At 66.6% G+C, this 24,087-nt stretch carries 15 protein-coding genes; 13 read left to right on the top strand and 2 right to left on the bottom strand.

Going from position 1 to position 24,087, the window contains the following annotated elements:
* Positions 1-51 precede the first annotated feature (51 nt).
* Complete coding sequence (asnB, locus tag CWC60_RS05655) at positions 52-1,950, top strand: asparagine synthase (glutamine-hydrolyzing) (protein ID WP_164516391.1); 1,899 nt, start codon at positions 52-54, stop codon at positions 1,948-1,950.
* Positions 1,947-5,999, top strand: coding sequence for a tetratricopeptide repeat protein (locus tag CWC60_RS05650; protein ID WP_109793024.1), 4,053 nt, complete (start codon positions 1,947-1,949; stop codon positions 5,997-5,999). The genes asnB and CWC60_RS05650 overlap by 4 nt, the downstream gene beginning before the upstream one ends.
* A gap of 7 nt (positions 6,000-6,006) precedes the next feature.
* Here CWC60_RS05650 and CWC60_RS05645 read toward each other — a convergent pair whose 3' ends face one another.
* Complete coding sequence (locus CWC60_RS05645) at positions 6,007-7,158, bottom strand: baeRF3 domain-containing protein (RefSeq protein WP_109793023.1); 1,152 nt, start codon at positions 7,156-7,158, stop codon at positions 6,007-6,009.
* 824 nt (positions 7,159-7,982) lie between these two features.
* On the opposite strand from CWC60_RS05645, the gene CWC60_RS05640 reads away from it, so the two are divergent.
* The 3 genes from CWC60_RS05640 to CWC60_RS05630 all read left to right on the top strand — a co-directional run bounded on the left by CWC60_RS05640 (position 7,983) and on the right by CWC60_RS05630 (position 10,460).
* Complete coding sequence (locus tag CWC60_RS05640) at positions 7,983-8,969, top strand: phosphatidate cytidylyltransferase (RefSeq protein ID WP_109793022.1); 987 nt, start codon at positions 7,983-7,985, stop codon at positions 8,967-8,969.
* 71 nt (positions 8,970-9,040) lie between these two features.
* Positions 9,041-9,601 carry a CDP-alcohol phosphatidyltransferase family protein gene (locus tag CWC60_RS05635; RefSeq protein WP_109793021.1) on the top strand — a complete coding sequence of 187 codons (561 nt, stop codon included), beginning with the start codon at positions 9,041-9,043 and terminating at the stop codon, positions 9,599-9,601.
* 4 nt (positions 9,602-9,605) lie between these two features.
* Positions 9,606-10,460 carry a metallophosphoesterase family protein gene (locus CWC60_RS05630; protein WP_109793020.1) on the top strand — a complete coding sequence of 285 codons (855 nt, stop codon included), beginning with the start codon at positions 9,606-9,608 and terminating at the stop codon, positions 10,458-10,460.
* 160 nt (positions 10,461-10,620) lie between these two features.
* On the opposite strand, the gene CWC60_RS23500 is transcribed toward CWC60_RS05630, so the two are convergent.
* Positions 10,621-10,833: a hypothetical protein gene (locus tag CWC60_RS23500; RefSeq protein ID WP_164516388.1), complete on the bottom strand. Its 213-nt coding sequence runs from the start codon at positions 10,831-10,833 to the stop codon at positions 10,621-10,623.
* A 290-nt stretch (positions 10,834-11,123) separates the two neighbouring features.
* Between CWC60_RS23500 and CWC60_RS05625 the strand changes: the two genes are divergently transcribed.
* From CWC60_RS05625 to fhuB, 8 genes are all read left to right on the top strand, one after another.
* Positions 11,124-12,020, top strand: a complete 897-nt coding sequence (locus tag CWC60_RS05625) for a DMT family transporter (RefSeq protein WP_206419787.1) — start codon at positions 11,124-11,126, stop codon at positions 12,018-12,020.
* A gap of 246 nt (positions 12,021-12,266) precedes the next feature.
* The gene (locus CWC60_RS05620; protein WP_164516389.1) at positions 12,267-14,672 is read left to right on the top strand and encodes a CaiB/BaiF CoA transferase family protein; all 2,406 of its coding nucleotides are present in this window, start codon (positions 12,267-12,269) and stop codon (positions 14,670-14,672) included.
* 225 nt (positions 14,673-14,897) lie between these two features.
* The gene (locus CWC60_RS05615; RefSeq protein WP_109793017.1) at positions 14,898-16,139 is read left to right on the top strand and encodes an MFS transporter; all 1,242 of its coding nucleotides are present in this window, start codon (positions 14,898-14,900) and stop codon (positions 16,137-16,139) included.
* Positions 16,140-16,758: 619 nt separating this feature from the next.
* Positions 16,759-18,876 carry a TonB-dependent receptor gene (locus CWC60_RS05610; protein ID WP_109793016.1) on the top strand — a complete coding sequence of 706 codons (2,118 nt, stop codon included), beginning with the start codon at positions 16,759-16,761 and terminating at the stop codon, positions 18,874-18,876.
* Positions 18,876-19,643 carry a siderophore ferric iron reductase gene (locus CWC60_RS05605; RefSeq protein ID WP_109793015.1) on the top strand — a complete coding sequence of 256 codons (768 nt, stop codon included), beginning with the start codon at positions 18,876-18,878 and terminating at the stop codon, positions 19,641-19,643. Before CWC60_RS05610 ends, CWC60_RS05605 begins: the two co-directional genes overlap by 1 nt.
* Entirely contained in the window at positions 19,627-20,394 is a 768-nt protein-coding gene (locus CWC60_RS05600; protein ID WP_109793014.1) for an ABC transporter ATP-binding protein, read from the top strand. Before CWC60_RS05605 ends, CWC60_RS05600 begins: the two co-directional genes overlap by 17 nt.
* Positions 20,395-20,407: 13 nt before the next feature.
* A complete protein-coding gene (locus CWC60_RS05595) occupies positions 20,408-21,313 on the top strand; it encodes an ABC transporter substrate-binding protein (RefSeq protein ID WP_109793013.1) in 906 nt (301 codons plus the stop codon).
* Positions 21,310-23,265: a Fe(3+)-hydroxamate ABC transporter permease FhuB gene (fhuB, locus tag CWC60_RS05590; protein ID WP_206419786.1), complete on the top strand. Its 1,956-nt coding sequence runs from the start codon at positions 21,310-21,312 to the stop codon at positions 23,263-23,265. The genes CWC60_RS05595 and fhuB overlap by 4 nt, the downstream gene beginning before the upstream one ends.
* The last annotated feature ends 822 nt before the right edge of the window (positions 23,266-24,087 follow it).

Below are 24,087 nucleotides of genomic sequence, written 5' to 3'. Positions count from 1 at the left end.
GGTGGGCGCCGCGCGGCGCACCCGCCATGTGGCGTTTCGGAGCTTGGGAATATGTGTGGCATAGCCGGAATCCTGCAGTTCGACGGGTCTCCCCTGCCGGAGGAAGCAGCGGGCTGGATCGGCGACATGATCGAAGCCATCCGTCATCGGGGACCGGACGACGAGGGCGTTCGGGTCGACGGTCCGGTCGGCCTGGGCCACAAGCGGCTGTCGGTGATCGATCTCGACAACCGCTCCGCCCAGCCCATGGTCAGCGCAGACGGCCGCCATGCGCTGGTCTTCAACGGCGAGATCTACAACTACCGCGAAATCGCCGGCGAGCTGGCAGCGCGGGGGCACAGCTTCCGCACCAGTTCCGACACCGAAGTGCTGCTGCTGGGCTATCGTGAATGGGGCCATGCGGTGCTCGACCGGCTTCGCGGCATGTTCGCCTTCGCCATCTGGGACGCGGACCGGCGGGAGCTGTTCGCGGCCCGCGACCGCTTCGGCAAAAAGCCTCTCTTCTATCACCGCGACGGGCGGCGCATGATCTTCGCCTCGGAGATCAAGGCGATCCTGCGCATGCCGGGCGTCCCCCGCGAACCGGTGCTGGAAGTGATCCACGACTATCTCGGTCTGGGCTATTGCACAGGCGAGCAGACTGCCTTCGCCGGCATCCACCGCCTGCCGCCTGCTACGGCGATGGTCGTCGCAGCCGACGGCGCCACCCGACAGTGGCGCTACTGGTCGCTTCCGGCGGTCGACCCGGCGCTGGCGGACCGGCCCGTCGAGGAATTGCTCGAGGAGTTCATGACGCTGTTCGACGAGTCCGTCGCGCTGCGCATGGTCGCCGACGTGCCCGTCGGCTGCTTTCTGTCGGGCGGCGTCGATTCCTCGGCGGTCGTTGCCCGGATGGCGCCGCGCATGTCCGAACCGCTCAAGACGTTCTCGGTCGGCTTCGGCAATGTCGGCAATGACGAACTGCACTACGCCGAAGCGGTGGCCCGGCGCTATGGCACGGACCACCGCGACTACAAGATGGATTACGGGCTGATCGACGTCCTGCCGGAACTGATCTGGATGTACGGCGAGCCCTATGCCGATTCCTCCGCCCTGGTCACCTACGCCCTGGCAAAGGAGATACGTCGGCACGTGACGGTGGCCGTATCCGGCGACGGCGGCGACGAGGTGTTTCTCGGCTATTCGCGCTATCTGCGGATGGGCGAGGCCCGCAATCTCACGCGCGGCGCCCTGGCGCGCGGCATCGGTCCCTTCGCCGCGGCCTCGCTGCCGCGTGACCACTACGAGCGGATCGTCGGCAAGTTCCGCGACGAGCACCGCCTGCGCGGCTACGGTCCCGCGCTGCTGCCCTTCTGCCTCAATCCCCCGTCGGACTGGCTGGCCGGACTTGACGCCGGCACGGAGACGACCGCCGCCGAGCGCGCCGCGCGCACGGACGTCGAAACCTATCTGCCCGACGATCTGCTGGTGAAGGCCGACATCGCCACCATGGCCAACAGCCTGGAGGGCCGCAGCCCCTTTCTGGACCATGTTCTCGCCGAATGGGCGGCGCGCCTGCCGCAGAGCCGTCGGGTCTACGCCCGGCACGGTGAGATGCAGGCCAAGGCCCTGCTGAAGCAGGCGATGGAGCCGCACGTGCCCCATGAATGCCTCTACCGGCGGAAGATGGGCTTCTCGGTGCCGGTGGCACACTGGATGGCGCACGACATCACCGATTTCCTGCGCGACACCCTGCTTTCCCGCCGCTTCCGGGAGCGCGAACTGATGCATCCGCCCTATCTCGAACGGATGGTGGATGACCATCTCTCCGGCAGGGAGAACCACGGCACCCGCCTTTGGACACTGCTCTGCCTGGAACTCTGGTACCAGACCTACATCGACGGCGACGGACGCGCGCCGCTCGGACTCGATCTGCGCGGCGGTGGCGTGACGCGGCGCCAGGCGGCATGAGCCAGTTCGCGACCCTGATCCGGCGGGTTCAGGGATGGTTCTCCCACCCGCCCGGCGGACCGACCGACGAAGTGGCCGCGAACCGGACCGCCACGAAGACGGAACAGGGGACCGGGCCGCAGACCGGCGGGCGGGAATCTGCAACGGCGCCTGGTCCGGAACAGCGTCGGCGCCGCGAATTGCGCGATGTCCGACGCGCCGGCATCGCGGCCAACCGCGAACGCGACTGGCGCCAGGCAGCGGCGCATTGGGGCCGGTTGACCACGCTCGACCCGGCAGACGCCGCCGGCCACGTCCAGTACGTCAAAGCCCTGACTCATCTGGGCGATCTGGGCCAGGCCGCGGCGGCGGCCGATTTCGCCCTCGACACTCATCCCGATCACGAAGAACTGCTTCATCGCCGCATCCGCCTGCTCGAACGGCTGAAGCAGACAGACGCCATTCGCCGTCACATCGAATCCGACGCCTATCGCGCGGCGGCGCGGGAGTCCGGGCGTCTCAACCTGCAGGCCGGCCGCCACTACTGGGCGCAGGGCGACGCCAGGGCCGCCCGGCCGTGGCTGGAAGCGGCTTCCGCTTTCACCGAGACGCGGGCCAGCGCCGACCTTTATCTCGCGCGGCTGGAGTACCGGCTCGGCGAGTATGAAGCGTCGCGTCTGCGCTGGCAGGCCATGCTGACCGACGGGGCGCCGTTGCAGCGCCCGGAGGAGCCACTGCTGTTCCTCGGCCGCATCGCCTTGCGCCGGGGCGAACCGGACATCGCCGACGACTTCTTCGAGCAGGCGGTGGCGATCGTTCCGGAAACCGCGGGACGCATCCGCAAGTGGCGCTCGGCCTTCACCGAAACGCCCCCCGGCATCGACGATGCGGCCGCAAGGCCAGACACGGACCTGCCCGCTGCGGCCGGACTGGATGCGGAAGTGGATCAGTCCGATCTGTTCCCCGCCCCCGAAAACGACATCGAGGCCGACGCCGGCGCGACGCCGGAAGTCCCGAAAGCCCCCCCGGCAGAATCGGCGCCCGAACCGGCGACAGGCCCGGAGGCCGACTTCGGAATCCTGGACAGCGGGACGATTGCGGAGGCGCGGGACGAGACCGCCGACGCGGAACGCAAGGCCCGGCTGGCGGAAGCGCGGCGGCTGTTCGAAGCTGACAGACTGCAGGAGGCCTACGAAGAGGCGTTGTCGCTGTTCGAGAGCGACGCCGACGATGCCGAAGGCGCCGAACTTCTGGGCTTCGCCGCAAACCGTACGCAGCAGTGGCGCACCGCCGCCCGGGCCTGGGGCCGCCTCACCGAACTGCAGCCCTCGCGCGCCGGTCCGCGCATCCAGGCAGCCTATGCCTGGCAGCGAGCAGGCGACAGCGCAGCGGCACTGCCGCTTGCAGAAGCTGCTCTGGCAGCTGATCCCGGCAATCCGGCGATCCGGATGCTGCTGGTCCAGATCTGCAGCGCCGGCGGCGATCTGGATCGGCTGCGCGAGGCCGCCGCCGCTATCGACCCCGGCGAAAGCGACCTGCGGCTGCTGCTCGCGCTCGCAGACGCCCATGTGGTTCTGGGAGACCGCGGGGGCGCCCGGCCTTGGGCGGAACGCGCGCTGGAACATCACCGGGACTCGGTGGACGCGAAACTGCGAATGGCGCGGCTCCTCTACGGCGCGGGCGAGTTGGAAGCCGCCGAAAGGCTCTGGCGCGATCTGCTGGACGCCCCGGAGGACCGGGTGCGGCCGTTCGAACCGCGCATCTTCCTGGCGCGCTGCGCCGGTCGGCGCGGCGACCTGGCCGAGGCGGTCGCGTTCTACCGTGAAGCCCTGACGCTGAACCCCGACCACCTGGACAGCCGCGAAGCGCTGGTGAACGCCCTGCTGCGTCTGGGCGAACTGGCCGAGGCCGAACACGAGAACCAGGAAATCCGCCGCCGCGCGCCCGAGAGTCCGTATTGGCCGATCAACAACGTGCTGATCGCCTACCGTCACGGCGACCGGACCGAAATCACACGGCGCTATGACGAAGCGATGCAGTTCCTCACCGGCGACCGGGTGTCGCTCGTGCGGCTGGGCCGCACGCTGGAATCCCAGCACGATCACGAAGCTGCGCTGGCCCACTGGGAGAGGATGAAGAGCGCCTGGCCGCGCGATCCCGACATCCAGTTCCGTTACATCGTCCGGCTTTCCGCGGCCGGCGGCGATATTCCGCTTCTCGACGATCTGGTACAGGAACTGCTGCACCTGGAGCCCGATCACGAGGGCGGACTGCAGTACCGCTACACGCTGAGCGAGCGCCTGGGCCGCCTCGACGAGGCGGAAGAGATCTGCCAGCGGGGCCTGGCCCTCTACCCGGCCAATCCGACCTTCTGGGCCGGCCGCATCAAGAACCTGATGAGCGCCGACAAGATCGACGAAGCCCGCCGCGAACTCGAACGCGCGCGCCGGCACCTCGCCACCGACAGCGCCCGGGGACTGGCCGAGAGTGCGCGGCTCGCCGAACTCGCTGATCTTTTCGAAGAGGCGCGCGAACTGCTGGCGCAGGCCGTGGCGATGGAACCGGGCAATCTGGATATCCGCCGCCGGGCGATCCGGTTCGAGCTGTATCAGGGCGCCTATGGCCGCGTCTGGGAGCAGGCCGTCGAGGCGCGGCGGCGGACGCTGGCCGACGACACGGTCAACGCCGCGCTGGCGCAGGCGGCAGCCGTCATGGCGGCAACCTATCCCGACTGGCCGCGGACTCCGCCCGGGCAGTACCGCGACCTGCTGGTGCCCGACGATGTCTTCGGGGCGATCTGCGCGCGGCGATGGCCGCGGCCCGCCGGTCCCGAACGGGAAGGCCGGGCGATGCTGGTGACCAGCACCCTGGGCAGCGGCGGCTCGGAACGCCAGGTGATGTACACCATGCGTGGCCTGGCGGCGAACACGCACGATTTCGGCTCGGTGGAGCTTGCGGTCCGATCCCTGGATCCCTATCAGCGTCGCGATTTCTTCCTGCCGTCGATCCGGGAACTCGGCGGAGAGATCTTCGAACTGGCCGGCGAAGACCTCTTCGATCAGGTCCGGGCGCTGGGACGAGAGGCCCTGCCCCATCGCGAGGCGATCCGGCTTGCCGCGGTGCTGCCGCAGGAAGTCCAGTCCGTCACCCTGCCTCTGCTCGGGCTTTTCCTGCGCCGGCGGCCGGATGTCGTCCATCTCTGGCAGGACACCATCAACATCGCCGGCGGCCTCGCCGCGCTGATGGCCGGCGTGCCGAGAATCATCATGAGCACGCGCAGCACGCGGCCGGACGCCCGACGCCGCCTGCGCCGCTATCTGCTGCCGGGCTATCGGGAGATGCTGCGGCTGCCGCAGATCACCATGGTCAACAACTCCCACAATGGCGCCCGCGATTACGAGGACTGGATCGGCCTGCCCGAGGGAACGATCCAGGTCATCCACAACGGCTTCGACGTCACGCAGCTCAGAGGCGCCGCGGAGATGCCCGCCGACGCCCGGGCGATGGGCATTCCCGCCGATGCCGTTGTCATCGGCGGCGTCATGCGGTTCTCGGAAGAGAAGCGCCCGGAGCTGTTCGTCCACACGGCCATCGAACTGGCCGGGCGGCTGCCGGAGGCGCACTTCCTGCTGATCGGCGACGGCCCCCTCCGTCCCGAGCTCCTGCGACTGGTGCGCGAACGCGGGCTGGCGGACCGGATCCACCTGCCCGGCGCCAAACGGCCCATCGAGCCCTGGATGCGGATGATGTCGCTGCTGCTGCTGACATCCCGCATGGAAGGGCTGCCGAACGTGCTCATCGAGGCCCAGTTGCTGGGCGTCCCCGTGGCCGCGACGGATGTCGGCGGCGCGAAGGAAACCATGGTGGCGGACAAGACGGGCATCCTGATCGACAGCGGCGACCCGACGGTTCTCGCCGGACGGCTGTTCGAACTGCTGGCGGACCGCGGGCGCCTGACGGCCATGGCCGAGGAGGCCGGGCGTTGGGCGCCTGAATCGTTCAGCCTGGCGGCGATGACCGGGGCGACGCTGACGGTCTACGCCGAAACGCCTGCCGACAGCGCGCCCTGACCGTGATTCAGTAGCGCATCACGGCGCAGAGCGGTTCGTCGCCCGGCGGCATGTCGCCACGCGCGGCCAGGAATACCTGTCCGCCATTGGAAAGCGTGCTCGCGATAGCGACGCTGACAAGGTCGATGTCGCCGGGACCGCGTTCGCTCTCGCCCGAGATGCTGACGTCCAGGTCGCCCTCGCGTGACTTCATCCGGCCCCAGAGCGGTCTGGCCGGATCGACAAAGGCGGTGTCGACGCGGGCGTGCTCGGCGGCGGCCACGACGTCGGTCGAGCGGGTCGCCGCATTGGCTTCGTGCCGGCCCGCCAGTTCCTCCAGGCGCGAGAATGCCTGTTCCCGTGCCGCGTCCAGCGCCGGCTGGGCATGGAGCAGGGCTTCGCCGCGGATTTCCTCGGGCGTCAGGCCGGAAGGGTTCTTGGCGACGCCTTCCTCGACAAGGTGCGGATAGTGCAGGTGCTCCCGGCACATGCCCAGCAGGTTGGGATCGGAGACCAGCACCAGCGGCTCCCGGGCGCCGGAGAGATGGCTGTCCACCGCTTTGGCGAGCTGACCGACGAACTCGTCCAGTTCGACCTGCTTGTAGTCCGGCGGGCTATCGCCCTGGCTGTGGTATTTCGGCGTCGGCGCGCCGCCGGTGGTCGGCGAGGGACCGGTGGGGTGAAAGCCGACATTGGCCTCCACTTCGGTCTTGCGCGTGATATCGGCCAGGGTCTCGGCGAAGGCGTGGTCCTCTTCCGGCGTGTGTTCGAAGCGCGCCGCGCGGTAGAGGCGGCTCTCCTTCGGATCGATGGTCAGGATCAGAAAGCCCTGCGACGGCTCCAGCATCGGCATCAGCGGCCGCAGGTTGAAGCGGTCGCCGACATCCACAAAGCTGTCCGGATCGAATCCCAGCCATTCGATGCGGGAGAATCCCGGCGCGAGAAACACCGCCAGACCTTCCATAGCGTGGCGCCACGGCCCCTGATCGCCTGCGAGGTCGGCAATGGGCGCGAACATCTCCTCCTCGTGCCGGTCGCCGGCCATCGACTTCGCCTGCCGGACAAGCCCCTTCAGGTGACTGCCCAGCTTGTAGGGGTCGCGCGCGATGCTGCGCACCGGCATATAGATCGAAACCGCCGGTGTGGCGGGCCTTTCGAGAAGATTCCGAACGTCGATCATCTTGTTTTCCTTGTACCAGTCGCGTTCCGGTGCGGCGGCGCCGGGGCCTGGGCCCGACGTCCGGCCGGTCTGACCTTGAGGTATTGGCGAGGCGGCACGTCCGCAACCGGGCCGCGACCGAATGGGCCGCCGCCCCGGCCATGCGGGTAGAGGGCTGCCACAGGGGATGGTGCACAGTCGAAAAATGGTGGTGTCGGCAGTTCCGGTCGAACCGGCCTCCTGCAGCGTGGGTCCTGTCTGCAGGGAAGAACAGGGAGCCGGAGCCAATCTGCAGGAAACCCGCGAATACCAGCAGAGGACGCTGATTCCGGGAGACGCGAATTCCCCGGGGAGTTCCCGTCGAAGCCATTCCCGGCGTCGCGTTTGCCGCTCGATCTCGAGGCGAAAGCGAGAACTCGCGTGGTGCCGCTGCGCAGCATTCGGCCCTCAGACGAGTATCTGCCGCCGGTTCAATAGCGCCACGTCATCGAGTACGCGCCGGATGGTTGAACGGTTTCGGGCGCGGCAAATTTTTCTCTGTCACAATGAGCTTGGGTCAGCCGATCCTGACCAAGGCTGCAGCAACGTCGGACATGTCTTCGTAGCGCCGCTCCGGCAGCCGCTCGAGGACCGCCGATTCTCGAGAGGTCAGCCCGGCCCGTCACCAGCCATATCGGAGACACTGATTCAGCGTTGGCGAAGCCGTTTCGGACACCCCTCCCTACTGGAAAATGGCCATGCCCTGCATGGTCGAAGGGTGGCCGTCGGTTTGCCGCAAGGGGCCACAGCGTCCATGTTGGAAAGACTGTGCCTTCTTGAGGGCTCTGTATCTTCTCGAATATCTGATGGAGGTCGGGGTGTCGACGGGCGTGCTTGGGGCGATGGCGGTGATCATTCTCGCCCTCGTGGTCGGCACGCTCGTGCGGCTCACCCAGATGCACAGGCTCTCCGAAAGGACCGCGCGCAAGCTGGGCCTCCGGCTTCGCACCTGGTGGCTGATCGCGTTCGTACTCGTCCTTCTGATTCTGGCGGGAGTCCCCGCGACCGTCGGCTTCTTCTGTGTCGTCAGTCTGCTCGCCCTGCGTGAGTACTGGCGGCTCGTGCCGGAGCGCGCGGAATATGGCGGCCTCATCTGGTGGGCCTACGGCGCAGCTGTGTTGCAGTACATATGGGTCTATTCCGGTCTCTTCGATCTTCTGATGATCTTCATCCCCATATTGACCTTCCTTCTGCTGACGCTTCGCGTGGTCATCCTGCAGCGGCCGGATGGCTTCGTGCACATGGTCGGCACGCTCCAGTGGGGGCTGATGATCTTCGTATTCTGTCTCTCACATGTCGCGTTCCTGCTGACTCTTCCCCCGGAGACGAATCCCGTCGGCGGCGCGGTCGGCTGGTTCATCTATCTTGTCGTCCTGACCGAGTTCAACGACATGGCCCAGGCATGGCTGGGCCGGCCGCTGGGCCGCCACAAGATCATCCCGCAGATTTCTCCGGGCAAGAGCTGGGAGGGACTGGCCGGCGGTTTGCTATGCACCACCGTCGCCGCGATGCTCCTGGCGCCATTCCTGACACCGTTGGCCGGGCCGTCTTCATCAACGCCAGACGGGTTGGCCCTTTCGTCATTCCTGTCGCCACTGGCTGCTGGCGCCGGGCTTCTCATCGGGATCAGCGGATTTTGTGGCGACATAGCTGTATCCGCCGTGAAGCGGGACGCCAGAGTAAAGGACAGCGGTACGATGCTGCCCGGGCATGGGGGCATTCTCGACAGAATCGACAGCCTCACCTTTGCAGCGCCGCTGTTCTTTCACTACGTGTACTTCATCTATCGGTGAGGAGCGTCGCCATTGTTTCACAACCTCGCGATTGCAGTTCAGATCCAGAGGCGCGCGACGGCAAGAGGTCCATGCTGACCCTCCCCAACCTGATCACCATTGCGCGGATCATGGGCTCAGGCGCGATGCTATGGCTCGCGCAGGCGGGCGCAGCCGATCTCTTTCTCGCTACGTTCGTGCTGCTCGCTCTGTCGGATTGGGTCGACGGAAAGCTCGCCGTCCTGCGGCACGAACGGACGGTTGTCGGCGCCCGCATGGACAGCATCGCGGATGCAGTGCTGTATGCGTGTCTCCTGGTCGGCATGATCTGGCTCGAACCGGGACTGGCCCGATCGGAGGCCCTGCTGATCGCTGTCGTGATCACCAGCTACGGCGTCGCCGTAGCGGCCTCGCTTGCGCGTTTCCGCCGGCTGCCCGCCTATCATACGCGCGCTGCCAAGATCTGCTGGTTTCTGGTCTCGATCGGCGCGGTCATCCTGTTGCTGGACGGACCTGTCTGGCCGGCGCGCGTGGCGATGATCGGTGTTCTCCTCACAAACATCGAAGCCACGGCGATTACCTTCACCTTGAGAGAATGGCGGACCGATGTACCGACCATCTGGCACGCCATGCGTCGTTTCAGACGGGAGTAGCCCAATGCTCTCAATGCTGCATATTTCCGATCTCCATTTCGGACCGCCCTTTCTTCCCCGGGTCGGAGAAGCGCTACAGGAGATTGCGCCGCGTCTGACGCCGGATGTCATCATCGTGACCGGCGATATCACGCAGCGCGCGAAACCGTCCCAGTTCGAGGCGGCCCGCCGCTTCATCGACAGATTGCCCGACGTGCCCAAGGTCATCGTCCCAGGCAATCACGACGTGCCGCTCTATCGCATTCGCGAACGTCTCTCCAGGCCGCTGGATCTTTACCGGAAGTACATGACGCCCGAGCTCGACGGCGTTCTGCGACTGGAGCGGGCGGTCATCCTCTGGCTCAACTCGACATCGCCCTACCGTGCGATATCCAACGGCCGCATCCATCTCGATCAACTGGCGTACAGCAGGAAAGTGCTCGCCGATGCGTCTCCGGAAACCGTCAAGTTCATCGCAGCCCATCATCACTTCCACCCCGCGCCGGACTACGAGCGCGATCAGACCATGCCCAAGGCGAAGCGGGCGATGGACATCTTCGTGGAACTGGGCGTGGACATGATCTTCGGCGGCCATCTGCATCGCGCCTATATCGGCAATTCCCTGGATGTCTACGCGGGCGCCGATCGCGAGCATGGAATCATCATCGTCCAGTGCGGCACGACGACCTCGCGCCAGGGACGCGGCCGCGAGCGCGAGAAGAATTCCTTCAACTTCGTGGAAGTCGACGGCGATCTTCTGCACGTGACCCATTATCTGTACTTCGAGGGCGAGGGCTTCTCCCCGATCAGCCGGCACACCTTCCCGAGGCCCGGACGACGGGTTGCCGATGCGTCCCGGCTTCGCGGCTCACTTGCATAGGCGCCGAGAGCAACATCCTGAATGTCCACGTCCACTGGAAGTCGAGAGACTGCCCGCCGGGATTTTCTCAGGTCAGGATCTTTACCGGCACCGCCTTGGCCGCCGGTGTCCGCGATTTCTCGTCATGGTACCAGAGCGGCACCAGCGGATTCGATTCCGGCTAGTAGGCGCCGACGCAGCCGTCGGGCAGGTTGAAGGGCGCCACCTTGAGGCCGCCGACTTCGCGGCGCACAGCCGGCCGGGATGATCGGAGCAAGGAAGTTCCGGTCATGGCCCGGATCCAGGCCAACCCGACGGCGAAGGCCAGGAAGCGACGGTGACATTCGGGCGCGACGAGCCTGCCTTTCTGTCGTCGAACGGGTTCGGCGATCATTCAAGCGCCGCTGAGAGCCGGTCGGAAAGCCAACCTGGCGCGCACTGCATTGGCCAGAACTTCCGCCGGCGCATGCCTGACAACCGGATGTCCGGTGCCTCTGCATATTCGGCATGGCCTGGCGGCCTTCTTGCGCGCTATCGATGAGTGGGGAGGCCAGAAACGATGGGCCATTCAGCCGAATTTTCCGCGCCGTTCACGGCTCGTGTGTCATGAGCATGCCGCGATCCAGGGGCGCCGCCCGCCCGAGGCATCATTTTCGGGCCGATCCGACGCCGCGGGAAAATCTCGTGGGTATTGCATTCATGCTCCTGGCCAGCCTGGTCCTCCCCGCCATGAATGCCGGCGTCAAGTACCTCAACGACTTCTACCCCAGCGGCCAGATCGTGTGGGCGCGCTATGCCGGACATCTCCTGGTCATGATCGTCGTCTTCCTGCCGTGGCACGGCGCCGGCCTGTTCCGAAGCCAACGACCGGGCATCCAGCTGGTACGCTCGCTGCTGCTGTTCGTCTCGACGGCATTCTTCGTCTATGCGCTGCGTCACCTTGAACTCGCGGTCGCCATGGCAATCGTCTTCACGACGCCGATCGTGGTCACCGCCCTTTCCGTACCCTTTCTGAGCGAGAAGGTCGGGCCCAGGCGCTGGGCCGCGGTCGCGGTCGGGTTCGCCGGGGCGCTGATCATCATCCAGCCCGGCGGCGCCGGCTTCCACTGGGCGATGCTCCTGGTCGTGGCCAACATGATCATGTTCTCCGTCTACCAGATCCTTACGCGCAAGATCGCTGCGGACGACACGCCCGAAACGACGATCACCTACACCGCGCTGGTCGGCGCCGTGGCCGCCGGACTCTTTTTCCTGGTCGAACCGGGCATCTGGCCCGTCTCCGCCTTGCACTGGCTCCTGTACTTCCTGCTCGGGGTGTTCGGCGGCTTCGGCCAGTACTTCGTGATCAAGGCCTTCCAGTACAGCCTCGCCTCGGTGGTGGCGCCGATTACCTACATCCAGCTCGTCGTCGCCGGCCTGTTCGGCTACCTCATCTTTGCCGAGGTTCCCGACCGTTGGACCTGGATCGGTTCGGCAGTGGTGGTCGCTTCGGGGCTCTACATCACCTATCGTGAGCGGCGCCGGAAGGCGTCTCGGGACGAGGAAGCGAGTCCGGTCGCATCGGGCGCCGGCCCACCGTGATCGGAACCGGAGAACACCGCGACCAGCTGCCCCGCTTCGAAGGCTCAATGCGCGCTCCCGGCCGCGCCGACGACGAGAACGGCACCTGCAGAACCTCCGAAGCCCTACCCTTTCCGGGCATGAGGTCTGAGAACGTCACCGGGGTCGTTCCGGAACGCCAGTGCTAGGTTGGCCGAGTCGGAATGACAGCGGATGGGGGAGGAGCCACACGATGTCTTCAGGAATCACGCGTGCGGATCTCGGGCGATGAATGCGCCGCTCCGCGGCGTCCGCATACTCGAACTGGCGACGGGGATCGCAGGGCGGCACGCCGCCCAGATGCTCGCCGACAGCGGCGCTGAGGTCGTCAAGGTCCAGGCGCCCGAGGTCGAGGCCGGTTCGCGTCTCGGCGGCAGGCTGACAGTCGACCCCGAGGGGGCCATCGGCGCCATGCTGGACCGCGGCAAACGAAGCGTCGCCCTGGACCTGTCGTCGGAACGCGGCAGGGCCGAGCTGGCCGAGCTGGCGGCGCGGGCCGACGTGGTGCTGGAGGATCTCCGGCCCGGCGCCCTGGAGACGCTGGGGCTGTCCTGGCAAAGCCTGCATGCAGCCAATCCGCGTCTGGTCCTCACGCGAATATCCAGCTTCGGCCAGAGCGGCCCCTGGCGCGACCGTCCGGGTGGCGACTCGGTCGTCCAGGCGTTGAGCGGCCTCATGGAACTGACCGGCGATCCGCACGGGCCGCCCATGCCCTGCGGCACACAGATCTTCGAGTACTTCTCGGCGCTGCACGGCGTCATCGGCGTGACCGCGGCGCTCGAAGGCCGGGACGCAACGGGGTTCGGCCAGCAGGTCGACATATCGATGCTCGAAGTGGCCGCCAGCCTGTTGATGCACTTCATCCCCGAATACCGCCTGACTGGCCACGTGCGGACCCGGCGGGGCAACAGGAACCCGGTTTCCGTACCCTGCAACGCCTATCCCTGCCGCGATGGCAAGTTCATCTACATCGTCGCCTGGAGTGACCCGGAATTCGTCAAGCTCTGCAAGGCCATGGGAATGCCGGACGTCGCCGCTGACGAGCGCTTCAGCCGGATCGAGGCCCGCAAGGCGCACGAGGCCATCGTGGACGGCATCATTACGGAGTGGACATCTGGCCTCAACCTGGAAGAGGTCGAGCGGAGACTCCTCGACGCCCGGCTGGCCATCGCGCGCATCGCCAGCATCGCGGATGTCTGTGCGAACGAACAACTCCGCCATCGCGGGCATATCGTCGACGTCGAGTATCCGGGCCGCGGGCGTTTCTCAGTCGCCGGTCCGGCCATCCGCTATTCGGATATGGCGCTGCCGCGCGCCTATCGCGTTCCGGTCCCGGGCGCCGACACCGATGCTGTTCTGGGTGCGTGGCTGGACCGGTCGACCGATGCCGCAAAACCCGACGGACCGGACGACCGCTTCCGTGATAGCGCAGACGACGGCGCAGCATTGGCCGGCGGGCCGCTGAAGGGCGTTCGCATTCTGGACCTCACGCGCTATGTGGCCGGCCCGCACGGCACGCAGATACTGGCGGATCTCGGCGGCGACGTGGTGAAGGTCGAACCGCCGGGCATCGGCGACGGTACGCGGGTGGTCGACCGCCTGCTCGGCGAACCGGACGCCATGTTCGCCAGCACGTTGAACCGTTCCAAGCGAAGCATCGTACTTGATCTCCGCAAGGCGGAAGGGCTTGAAGTCCTGTCCGCTCTTGCAGCCGAGGCCAACGTTCTGGTCGAGAACTTCCGCCCCGGCGTGCTCGAGGACATGGGCTTCGGTCCCGAGCGGCTGCAGGAGATCAATCCACAACTCAGCCTGGTGCGCATTTCGGGATTCGGTCAGGCCGGGCCGTGGCGCGACAGGGGATCCTACGATCCGATCGCGCAGGCGCTGTCCGGGTTCATGGAACTGACCGGCGATCCGGAGGGTCCGCCGACGCTGACCGGCACCATCATCGGGGACTATCTGGCGGCGGTCCACGGGGCGATCGGCGCCCTGATGACGCTTCGGTCGCGCCGGCGCAACGGCGAACGGCTGTGCGTCGACATCTCGATGCTTGACGCCGCGACGACATTCCTGATGGATGCGATTCCCGAATACCTGGGCTCGGGTGTTTCTCGATCGAGATGTGGAATCCGCAATCGGGTCGACGGCCGGCTGAACATGTTTCCCTGCCGCGACGGGCGCTTCCTGCATATCGGCGTCCTGAGCGAGCTTGAAACGGCGCGGCTGTTCGAGGCGGCGGGGATCGGGTATTCGGCGGATACCGGGACCGCGATGTTCGATCGTCTCGTCGGCGAATGGGCCGCGGCCATCGATGCCGGGCAGGCGGAACGCATTCTTGTCAATGCCGGATTGCCGGTGGCGCGCGTGGCGAACATCCCTGACGTGTCCGCCAACGAACAGCTCGCGGCGCGTGGGCAGATCACCCAGGTGGCGCATCCGTTGCAGGGGCTGATTCCCGTCGGCGGTCCGCCTGTTCGCCTCTCGAAGACACCCTGCCGGGACAGCCACAGGATGTCGCTGCTGGGGGAGCATTCCGAGGCGGTCCTGGCCGACTGGCTGGGCTGGTCCGAAGCGCAATGCGCGGCGCTGATCGACCAGGGCGTGTGTTTCCGCGGCAAGTCCGGTCCGGACTGACCCGGAGCGATCCACGAGCCTCGGACTGCCGTGGGAATTCCTCCAAGTGAGCAGGCCAAATACCGCGCTCTCAACTCGGGGACGTGCGCCGGATTCCGGGCCGCTGCCAAGAACCGGATAGCCGGCCATCAAGGTTTCATGATTGTTCCAACGCGGTTTCGATCTTGAGGCAGGTCAGGAGGGGATCATGTCGTCAGCCCTGATCGACGCACCGGCGTTGGTCACATGACCGCACGGGGCGGTGCCGGGTTCGGGCGTATCGTGGCGGGCATTGTCGTTCTGGTGTCGGGCTCGCTGCTGGCATGGCTGCTGCGCTACGGGACGGCTGTCGTGCTGCCTGGCTTCCAGGCCGACTTCGGCGCCGATCCGGCAGCTCTGGGGGCCCTCGCCGCCGCCTATTTCTGGCCCTACGCCGCGATGCAGCCCTTCGCCGGGCTCCAGTCCGATTTCTGGGGGCCGCGCCGCACCTTCGCCTTCTGGCTCGCAGTGGCAGGCCTGGGCACCCTTCTGTTTGCGCTGGCGCCGAGCTATCCGCTCGCTCTCATCGGCCGCGCGCTGGGCGGCGCCGGTGTCGGCATCGTCCTGGTGGTCGCCTTCAGCCTGCTCGCCCGTTGGTTCGGCGACCGGCATTTCGGCACGATCGCCGGTCTCTTCGCCGCCACAGGCCCGATCGGAGGATTGCTGGCGGCGCATCCGCTGGCCGCCCTGGCGGAGGCGTTCGGATGGCGCACAGCCTTTGTCATCGTGGCCGGCTGGCTGCTGCTGACCGCTCTGGCGGCCGTTCTGACCCTGCCGGGGCCGGCGGACCGGCGCGTTGGCGTGAGCATGGGCGAGGCCTTCCATGGACTCGTTCGCGCGGCGCGCGTGCGCAACCTCTGGCCCTGCGCGGCGCACGCCTTCGTCGCTCTCGGCATACTCAGCGCCATGCAGGGCCTCTGGACGCTGCCGTTTCTGGGCACGGCCTATTCGCTGTCCCCGGCGGCGGCGACCGACGTGCTGCAGGCCTGGTCGATCGGTCTGCTCGTGGCGCTGCCGGCCTGGGGCTATGTCGCCGACCGGCTGCTGCGTTCGGACAAGCGCGCGATGCTCGCCAGCGTGGCCCTGCACGTCCTGCCCTGGCTGTGGCTGGCCATGGCGCCATCTGCGTTGCCGATGGACGCCCTGTTTCCACTGTTCCTGTATCTCGCCCTGATGAACGGCTGCTGGATGCCGGCCTATGCCCTGGTCAACCGCTCCGCGCCGCCGGAGGTGCGCGGCAGCGCGCTTGGCCTGATGAACCTGGCCTTCTTCCTGGGCGCAGCCTGTTTCCAGCAGTTCAGCGGCCTTCTGATCGGTCAGTTCTCGACCGACCCTGCAACGGCGCCCCTCGATGCCTACCGCTGGCTGTTCGCGGCCTTCGTCGGGGCGCTGATCGTGTCCGCCCTCGCCCTTACGAGAGCACGAGACAGGCGCGATGGCTCCGACTGAACTCTGCCACGTGCTTGCAGGATCGCGAAACCGGGAGATAACCGGCCTTCGCTGTGATCTGTTCCCTGAAGCGGCTCCTCAATTAAAGTGACCGTTGTCCAATGATCTGGACCGCCGGATGCCATGACGGTCCAGGAAGGTCTGGCTCGGCAAGATTGACGTTGCCCTGCTCGGATCCGCTTGATCAAGCGACACTGATGGATGGTTTCTTCCTGGCTGGTCTTGCCTGCCGCCAGCGGCGCGGTTTCCAGCGCCAGCCCTTCGGCCACGATCCCTTCCCTGTCGAACATCACCAGATCGAGCTTCAGCGTCTCGAAGGCCGTCGGGGTGCATCTAACTCGCACTCATAAACATGTTCCGCTGTGCTGAAGCATCCTTGCGGGAAACGCCTCCACATCGCTGTCACCTCCAAGGTTCGCATAGCCGATACGGCGCACCAAAGATTTTTGCGATTGACTCGCATTTGCGCTTCGTTTAGCCAATTGAAGCCTTCGCATTCGTCGCCCCCGCTCCGAATAATGAAATGAATTCAATTCATTAAGGATGGAGTTGGCATCAAGAATTAATGCGAATGCAACGCAATATTATTATAGTACCCGATTGAGAGGGGTTCGGTGCAATGGGTAACGGCAGCATTCGCAGTATCGCCATGATGGCGGCTCTCGCCGGAATGACGGTGACATCGCCGCTGCAGGCGCAACAGAACGAGGAAGACAACAAGAACGTCGAGAACGAGACGAGGACCGAAGATTCCGAGGCGGCGGAAACGCTGCCGCCCGTGGTGATCTCGGCGACCCGCCGCGAAACGCCGGTCTCGGAACTGACGCGGTCAGTGACCCTGGTGGACGAAGAGGACGTCAACCAGCAGAAGCGGATCGATCGCAGCCTGGGTGAGATACTCTCCAAGACTGTCCCCGGCTTCAGCCAGAGCACCGAGGCGCTGACCGATTTCGGCCAGACGCTGCGCGGCCGCACCTTCCTGACGCTGATCGACGGCATCCCGCAGACGACGCCGCTTCGGGACGGGAGGCGGTCGCTGAACTCGATCGATCCGGACGCCATCGAGCGCGTCGAAGTCGTCCGCGGCGGTACCGCGGCCTATGGCTTCGGCGCCACAGGCGGCCTGGTCAACGTGATCACCAAGCGGCCCGGGGAGGGCGAATTCGAAGCTCTGTCCGAAGCCGGCGCCAAACTGTCCGCCACGCATCCCGAAGATTCGCTCGAATGGCACATCGGGCAGCAGTTCAGCGGCCGCGAAGGCGATGTCGACTATCTGCTCAACGGTACATTCGTGCAGCGCAACGGCCGCTTCGACGCCTCCGGCGACCGCATTCCCGCCGACCCCTTCGGCGTTCAGGGCGGCCTTTCGGATACGGACGAGTTCAACGTGCTGGGCAAGGTCGGCTACACCTTCGGCAACGACAACGAACGCCGTCTGGAACTGACCGCGAACCATTTCAACATCTTCCAGGACAGTGAATTCGCCGGTCTCGGCAATGGCGACGCATCCGAGCGGATCGAAACGCCCGCCGTCCGCGGCAATATCAACGCCCGGGATCCGGGCACCCGCAATACGACCGTGAATCTCGAGTACCGCGACGATGATGTCTACGGCAGCGGCCTCGACGCGCAGGTCTACTACGGCGACCTCCTGACCCGGTTCTCGAAATTCCCCGGCTTCGAGCAGGTGGAGATCATCTCCGAGAAGATCGGCTCCCGGCTGACCATCGACACGCCGGTCTCCGTGATGAGCCAGGATCTCGATCTCATCTGGGGCGTCGATTATCTCCACGACACGACTGAGCAGATCGGCATTGACGGGCCGACCACAACGCCGCGCATGGACCAGCACGCCTTCGCCGGCTTCGCGCAGGTCGAAGCGCCGGTGACGGAGCGGATCCTGATCCGCGCAGGCGTTCGCCACGAGTACATCAGGGTCGATATCGACGACGTGCTCAATCGCCAGGGGGTCTTCGTTCAGGGCGACACCCTGCATTTCAACGAGACGCTGTTCAATGCGAGCGCCAATGTCACGGTGACCGACTATCTCGACATCTACGGCGGCTTCTCCCAGGGGTTCTCGCTGGCGGACATCGGCCGCGCCATCGCGGACACCACGCAGAACAATGCGGCCGCCCTGCAATCCGAGGCCCAGACGGTCGACAATTTCGAACTGGGGTTGCGCCTGTTCGGCGACGCCTGGGACACGACAATCACCGGTTTCTACAGCCGCTCCGACAATGGCACGACATTCGATCAGAACCTGGTCATCGCCAAGCAGGCCGAACGGATCTGGGGCGTTGAAGCGTCGGCCAATGCGGATGTCGCCGAGCGGCTGTCGGTCGGCGGCACCTTCACGTGGATGGCGGGTAAGGTCGATCTGGACGAGGACGGCGACTTCGAGGAAGACCTGGACAGCACCCGCATCCCGCCGGTGAAGATCACCGCCTTCGCCGAGTACAGCCCCTTCGACTGGTGGCGCGCGCGCCTGCAGGGCCTCTATTCCGGTAACCGCGCCCCTGACAGCACCCAGTTCGGCAACGGCCCGGTCCGGGACTACATCGTCTTCGACCTCTACAGCGCCTTCGACGTCGGTCCCGGCGAGTTGGTGTTCGGCGTCGAGAACCTGCTCAACTCGGAGTACTTCCCCGTCCTCAACCAGGCCGGGGCACTGGACTTCGCCTTTTCGCGGGCGCCCGGCATGACTGTATCGGCGACCTATTCCGTGAAGTGGTGATGACCAGCGGAGAACGCGGGCGGCGGGAACTGCAGCAGCTCTTCGATGCGGGGCGCGATTTCGTTCCCGGCATGAACGGCGAAGTCGGCGGCCATGCCGCCGGCTTCGTCACGTTCGGTCAGGACAATCGCGGCGCCATCGAGAATCTCTTCAGAACGATCCGCGCGAGCCGTCCGGAAGGCGGTGAGGTCTATGCCCGTTACCGCGCCTGGAACATGCTCGTCTGGCAACCCGTCGTGCTCGCGGCTATCGGCGTGGCCAGGCTCGGGCGCGTGGTCGATCTCCTGAAGCTGTCCCAGCGGGTCACGGGCCCGGCCGTCCTCGGCTACCGCCTGCCAGGTGGTGTGCTGCGGCCCGCATGCACCTACGGTCTCGTCAATGGCGCCGGCGGCGCAATCCGTGCGCTGGCCGATCGCCTGTACGGGGAAATGAATGAGGTAGCCGGCCTCAGGGCGCTTCTGGCCGAACGCCTGCTCGCCGACCGCCTGGCGGGCGTGTCGCTGGCGCTCGGCGGGAGCGAGGAGCCGGAGGCACAACGGGCCAGGATCGATCATTGGCTCCGGGCCGCAGGACTCGAAGGGCAAAGCGGCGTGATCCCGGTGGCGCTCGATGGCGGCGCCACCCGTCTCGCTCTGCGCCGCAAGGCCTGTTGCCTGGAATATCTCGTCGAGCCGGGCCAGCTCTGCGAGAGCTGTCCGCGGCAATCCGAGGAGACTCTGCGCGCGCGAATCCGCGCCGGAATGGAAGCCGATGTACGAGCTGACTGACATCGAAGTCAGGCTGGGAGGGGCGCACATCCTCAGTGTCGACGGGCTTTCGCTCGCGACCGATCGCGTGACCGCCATCCTCGGCCACAACGGTTCCGGCAAGTCCACCCTGCTGTCGCTTCTGGCCCGGCAGCGCGGCCCCACACGAGGCAGCATCCTGCTCGACGGCACGCAGCTCACCTCCATCGGCCAGCGGCAATTCGCCCGTCAGGTGGCCTTCCTCCCGCAGCGCCTGTCTGAGGTGCCGGGTCTCAGCGTACGGGAACTCTGCGGCCTGGGGCGTTTCCCCTGGCGCGGCGCGCTCGGGCGATGGACCGACGATGACCATGCGGCAGTCGAAGAGGCGCTCAAGCTTACTGACCTCCTTCATCTTCGCGAGCGGCTGGTGGATGAACTCTCTGGCGGAGAACGCCAGCGGGCCTGGATCGCCATGCTGCTGGCTCAGCAATCGCCCGTCCTCCTGCTGGACGAACCGATCTCGGCGCTCGACCTCGCACATCAGGTCGACATTCTGACGCTTCTGCGGGATCTGAACGGCCGGGCCGGACGCGGGGTCATCGTGATCCTCCACGACATCAACCTGGCGGCGCGGTTCGCGCACCGCCTGCTTGTCCTGAAAGGCGGCCGCATCGCCTTCGACGGCTCGCCGCAGAAGATTCTCGACCGGGAGACACTCAGCGACCTGTTCGGCACCCGCATCGTGCTCGTCGACCATCCCGGGCGAGAGCTGCCGCTCGCCGTTCCCGCCTGACCGGAGTTTCGCCATGCGCAACCTTTTCACCGCCCTTCTCTTCTGGCTCCTGAGCGGCGCCGGCGCCGCCGCTGTCATGATCGAGGACAGCCGGGGGGCGCACGAATTCAACGATCCGCCCGAGCGCGTCGTCGCACTGACCTGGTCGCTGGTGGAGCAACTGCTGGAGCTCGACGTCGTTCCCGTTGGCGTGGCCGACGTCGACGGCTATCGGCAATGGGTGGCGCGCCCTCCGCTGCCCGAGGACATCGTCGACGTCGGGCTGCGCCAGGAACCCGCGATCGAACGGATCGCCGAACTGCAGCCGGATCTGATCCTCGCCTCCGACGACCAGCTTGCCTTCGTCCCGCAACTCGAGCGGATCGCGCCGGTTCTTCATTTCGACGCCTTCCGCGCGGACCATGACAACGAGAAGGCGGCGAGGCTTGTTTACAGAACTCTGGCGAAGCTCTTCGAGCGCGAGGCGCTGGCGGCGCGGCGCCTGACCAAACTGGATGGGCGGCTCGATACGCTGCGTCGGGAGGTACACGATCATTTCGAGGGGGCGCCGCCGCCGGTCACGATCGTGCGTTTCATCGATCAGGCCCGGCTGGTCATTCACGGCGCGAACGCCATGCCGGTTCATGCGCTGGAAGCCCTCGGCGTCAAGAACGCCGGCCCGGACGAGCCGACGCAATGGGGCATCGTCTTCAAGCGTATCGAGGAACTCGGCCGGCACGCGCCGGGCGCAGTGCTCTATGTGGAGCCGGTGCCGGATGCGGACGAGATCTTCAGTCGCCCGATCTGGCAGGCGATGCCCTTCGTGCGCTCAGGGCAGGTCGGCGCCCTGCCCGTCACCTGGACCTATGGCGGCGCCATGTCCGTCGGCTATCTGGCAGAAGAGATCGCCCGGGCGCTGAAGGACCTGCCCGTCCAGTGATCCGCACCGCCGCCGTCGTCGGCGCCGCCGCGCCGGCGCTCCTTCTGTTTCTGTGGCTGGCCAGCCCCCTGGGTCTCGGCGATCAATGGCGTCTGCTGACCCACGGCGCCGCTCAAGGCTACGAGGAATTCGTCTTCCTCTACGGCACCGCGCCGCGCGCGGCAATGGCGGTTCTCTGCGGCGCGGCGCTGGGGCTCGCCGGCAGCGTTCTCCAGCAGGTCACGCGGAACAGCCTGGTCTCGCCGCTGACTATCGGCGCCGCGGCCGGCGCATGGCTCGCCCTGGTGGTCGGAACGGTCGTGGCGCCGGCCTTCGCGGCCGCAAACGGTCTCTGGTTCACGATGGGCGGGGCAGTCATCGCGACGCTCATCGTTCTCGGCATTGCCGGGCGAGAGGGAATCCAGGGCCTGCCGGTGGTGCTGGCCGGCATGGCGATGAACATTCTTCTGGGCGCCGTCGCTGTCGTCGTCGTGCTGTTGAACGAGGAACGGGTGCGCAACCTGTTCATCTGGGGCTCGGGCGACCTCACGCAGACCGACTGGGGCTGGGCGACCTGGCTCGCGCCGCAACTTGTTGCCGCCGCCATCGTCCTTGCCCTGAGCCTGCGACCTCTCGGTCTTCTGCGGGCGGGAACGGCGACCGCCGGCGCGCTGGGCCTGAGGGTGGCGCCGATGCTCGCGCTCCTCTTTCTCGTCGCGCTATGGCTGACCGCCAGTACCGTCACGGCTGTCGGCGTGATCGGCTTCATCGGCCTGCTCGCGCCGAACCTTGCCCGTCTGACCGGGGCCGGAACGCCGGCTAGCGAACTCTTCAAGAGCGCCGTGCTCGGTGCGCTTCTCCTGCTGCTGACGGATGGTGTCGTCCTGCAGGTCTCGAACTGGACCAGCGACATCGTACCGAGCGGCGCCGGTGCGGCCCTCATCGGCGTGCCGGTGCTCATCTGGTTGGGCCTGAGGCGTCATCGCGCCGCCGACCATGCCCGTTTCGAGATACCGAGGGGAGGCCGCCTCGCCCTCCAGCCGCTGCTCCTTGCGCTCTGCGTCCTCATTGCCGTGGCAGCCCTCGCCTCGCTCTCACTGGGTCCGATCGCCGGAGGATGGAATCTCGCCTGGCCCTCGGAGACGATCCTGTCGCTGCGCTGGCCCAGAACACTGGCCGCGGCGGCGGCGGGCGCCGGCATGGCGCTCTCGGGCGTGATCCTGCAACGGCTGCTGCGCAATCCGCTGGCGAGTCCGGACATCGTTGGCATTTCGGCGGGCGCCACGCTGGCGCTCGTCGCGTCCGTACTCGTCACCGGCCGGAGCATATACGAATCGAGCCTCCCCACGGCCATGGGCGGGGCGCTGCTGGTTCTCATCCTGCTTCTCGCCCTCAGCCACCGGCACCGCCAGGCGCCGGCCGTGGTCGCCCTGGTCGGCGTTTCACTGGCCGCCCTGCTGGACGCCCTGCTGCAGTTCGTGCTCGCCAAGGGCGGGGCCGAGACCTACATGGTCGTCGGCTGGCTGGCCGGATCGACCTTCCGCGTCACGGCCGAGGGCGCGATCGGGCTCGCCATCGGAATCGCGGCGCTGGCCGCCACGGCGCTGACCTTGAGACGCTGGCTGGTCCTGCTTTCGGCCGGGCCGGACACCGCCGCGTCCCTCGGCCTGTCCGTCGCGCCTTCTCGTGCACTGCTGCTTATCCTGGCATGCGTCGCGGCCGCCCTCGTCACGGCCGTCGTCGGCCCGATCGCCTTTGTCGGGCTCCTGGCCCCCCACATCGCCTCGATGCTGGGACAGCGCCGCGCGGCCGACCAACTCGCGACCGCCCTCGCCCTCGGCGCGCTTATCCTGCTGCTGTCGGACTGGATCGGCCGCAACGCTCTCTACCCGCTGCAGCTACCTGCCGGCGCACTCGCCGCCATCGTAGGCGGGACGTATTTCGTGGGTCTGCTGCTGTTTCGCCGCCGCTGATTGAGCTGTGACCTACCGCCCACATCGTGGAATTCGGCGGAACCGCTTTTGCGTGTGGCCTGCGCTCCGACTAGCTCCTCTGTCGGATTGAAGAGGGAGAACTCCAGACGAGGTGGACCCCTGGTCTCGGAGATCGCCGTCGACCGCGACAGCATCCCGATCAGCGGCTCGAAGGCCGCGCTCGCCGCCGTCGCTTCGGCGCGCAATCCCAATCCCGACGTGGTTCGCGGTTTTGGTCGGGAATGGTGGTGTCGGCAGTCTCCACGGAACCGGTCTCTTGCATCGTGAGTCCCTGTTTACAGGGAAGAACAGGGAATTTTCGTCTTTTTCGGGCCTGGCGGGGCGCATTCGGTTGCCGTAACCCCCTGAAATCCGGTTGCTTTTCGGGCGAATTCCCTGTGACCAGGAACAGGGAATTCAAGTCCCGGAACAGGGAGCCGGAATCGATCTGCAGGGAATCCGCAAATGCCTGCAGGGAACGCTGTTTCCGGGAGCAGCGAATTCCCCAGGGAATCCCGCTCTTTCCGCGGTTCAACGACACTTCGGACCGGCGCGATCGATGATGCCGTGCACGGGCGGGCCCGGAGCAGCGCCGATGCCAGAGGCCGGCCCGCGCCATGCCCGAGTCGGGAGGATTCCGGGGATTCCGGCGAGGCGACGTCCGCTTCCGACGCCCGGGAATGGGCGGCGCGATCGTAAGCCCCCTGTGTGCTCGTCATGGACGGCAGGATGCGGGACAGATGCCGTCTAAACCGGGACAAATGAACGCGGAAGCGGGACGGATGTGGGACGAGAGGGGCGTGAAGTGGGACAGCTTCGCGC

The organism is Minwuia thermotolerans (genome assembly GCF_002924445.1).
Lineage (GTDB): Bacteria > Pseudomonadota > Alphaproteobacteria > Minwuiales > Minwuiaceae > Minwuia > Minwuia thermotolerans.
Note: the sequence above shows the minus strand (reverse complement) of the source record. Positions and strands in the feature narration are given on the sequence as shown.

What these genes read in the sequence shown, in the direction of transcription:
- asnB (WP_164516391.1), top strand. Translation starts at nt 52, where the DNA reads ATGTGTGGCATAGCCGGAATCCTGCAGTTCGACGGGTCTCCCCTGCCG.
- CWC60_RS05650 (WP_109793024.1), top strand. Translation starts at nt 1,947, where the DNA reads ATGAGCCAGTTCGCGACCCTGATCCGGCGGGTTCAGGGATGGTTCTCC.
- CWC60_RS05645 (WP_109793023.1), bottom strand. Translation starts at nt 7,158, where the DNA reads ATGATCGACGTTCGGAATCTTCTCGAAAGGCCCGCCACACCGGCGGTT.
- CWC60_RS05640 (WP_109793022.1), top strand. Translation starts at nt 7,983, where the DNA reads ATGGAGGTCGGGGTGTCGACGGGCGTGCTTGGGGCGATGGCGGTGATC.
- CWC60_RS05635 (WP_109793021.1), top strand. Translation starts at nt 9,041, where the DNA reads ATGCTGACCCTCCCCAACCTGATCACCATTGCGCGGATCATGGGCTCA.
- CWC60_RS05630 (WP_109793020.1), top strand. Translation starts at nt 9,606, where the DNA reads ATGCTCTCAATGCTGCATATTTCCGATCTCCATTTCGGACCGCCCTTT.
- CWC60_RS23500 (WP_164516388.1), bottom strand. Translation starts at nt 10,833, where the DNA reads ATGATCGCCGAACCCGTTCGACGACAGAAAGGCAGGCTCGTCGCGCCC.
- CWC60_RS05620 (WP_164516389.1), top strand. Translation starts at nt 12,267, where the DNA reads ATGAATGCGCCGCTCCGCGGCGTCCGCATACTCGAACTGGCGACGGGG.
- CWC60_RS05615 (WP_109793017.1), top strand. Translation starts at nt 14,898, where the DNA reads ATGACCGCACGGGGCGGTGCCGGGTTCGGGCGTATCGTGGCGGGCATT.
- CWC60_RS05610 (WP_109793016.1), top strand. Translation starts at nt 16,759, where the DNA reads ATGGGTAACGGCAGCATTCGCAGTATCGCCATGATGGCGGCTCTCGCC.
- CWC60_RS05605 (WP_109793015.1), top strand. Translation starts at nt 18,876, where the DNA reads ATGACCAGCGGAGAACGCGGGCGGCGGGAACTGCAGCAGCTCTTCGAT.
- CWC60_RS05600 (WP_109793014.1), top strand. Translation starts at nt 19,627, where the DNA reads ATGTACGAGCTGACTGACATCGAAGTCAGGCTGGGAGGGGCGCACATC.
- CWC60_RS05595 (WP_109793013.1), top strand. Translation starts at nt 20,408, where the DNA reads ATGCGCAACCTTTTCACCGCCCTTCTCTTCTGGCTCCTGAGCGGCGCC.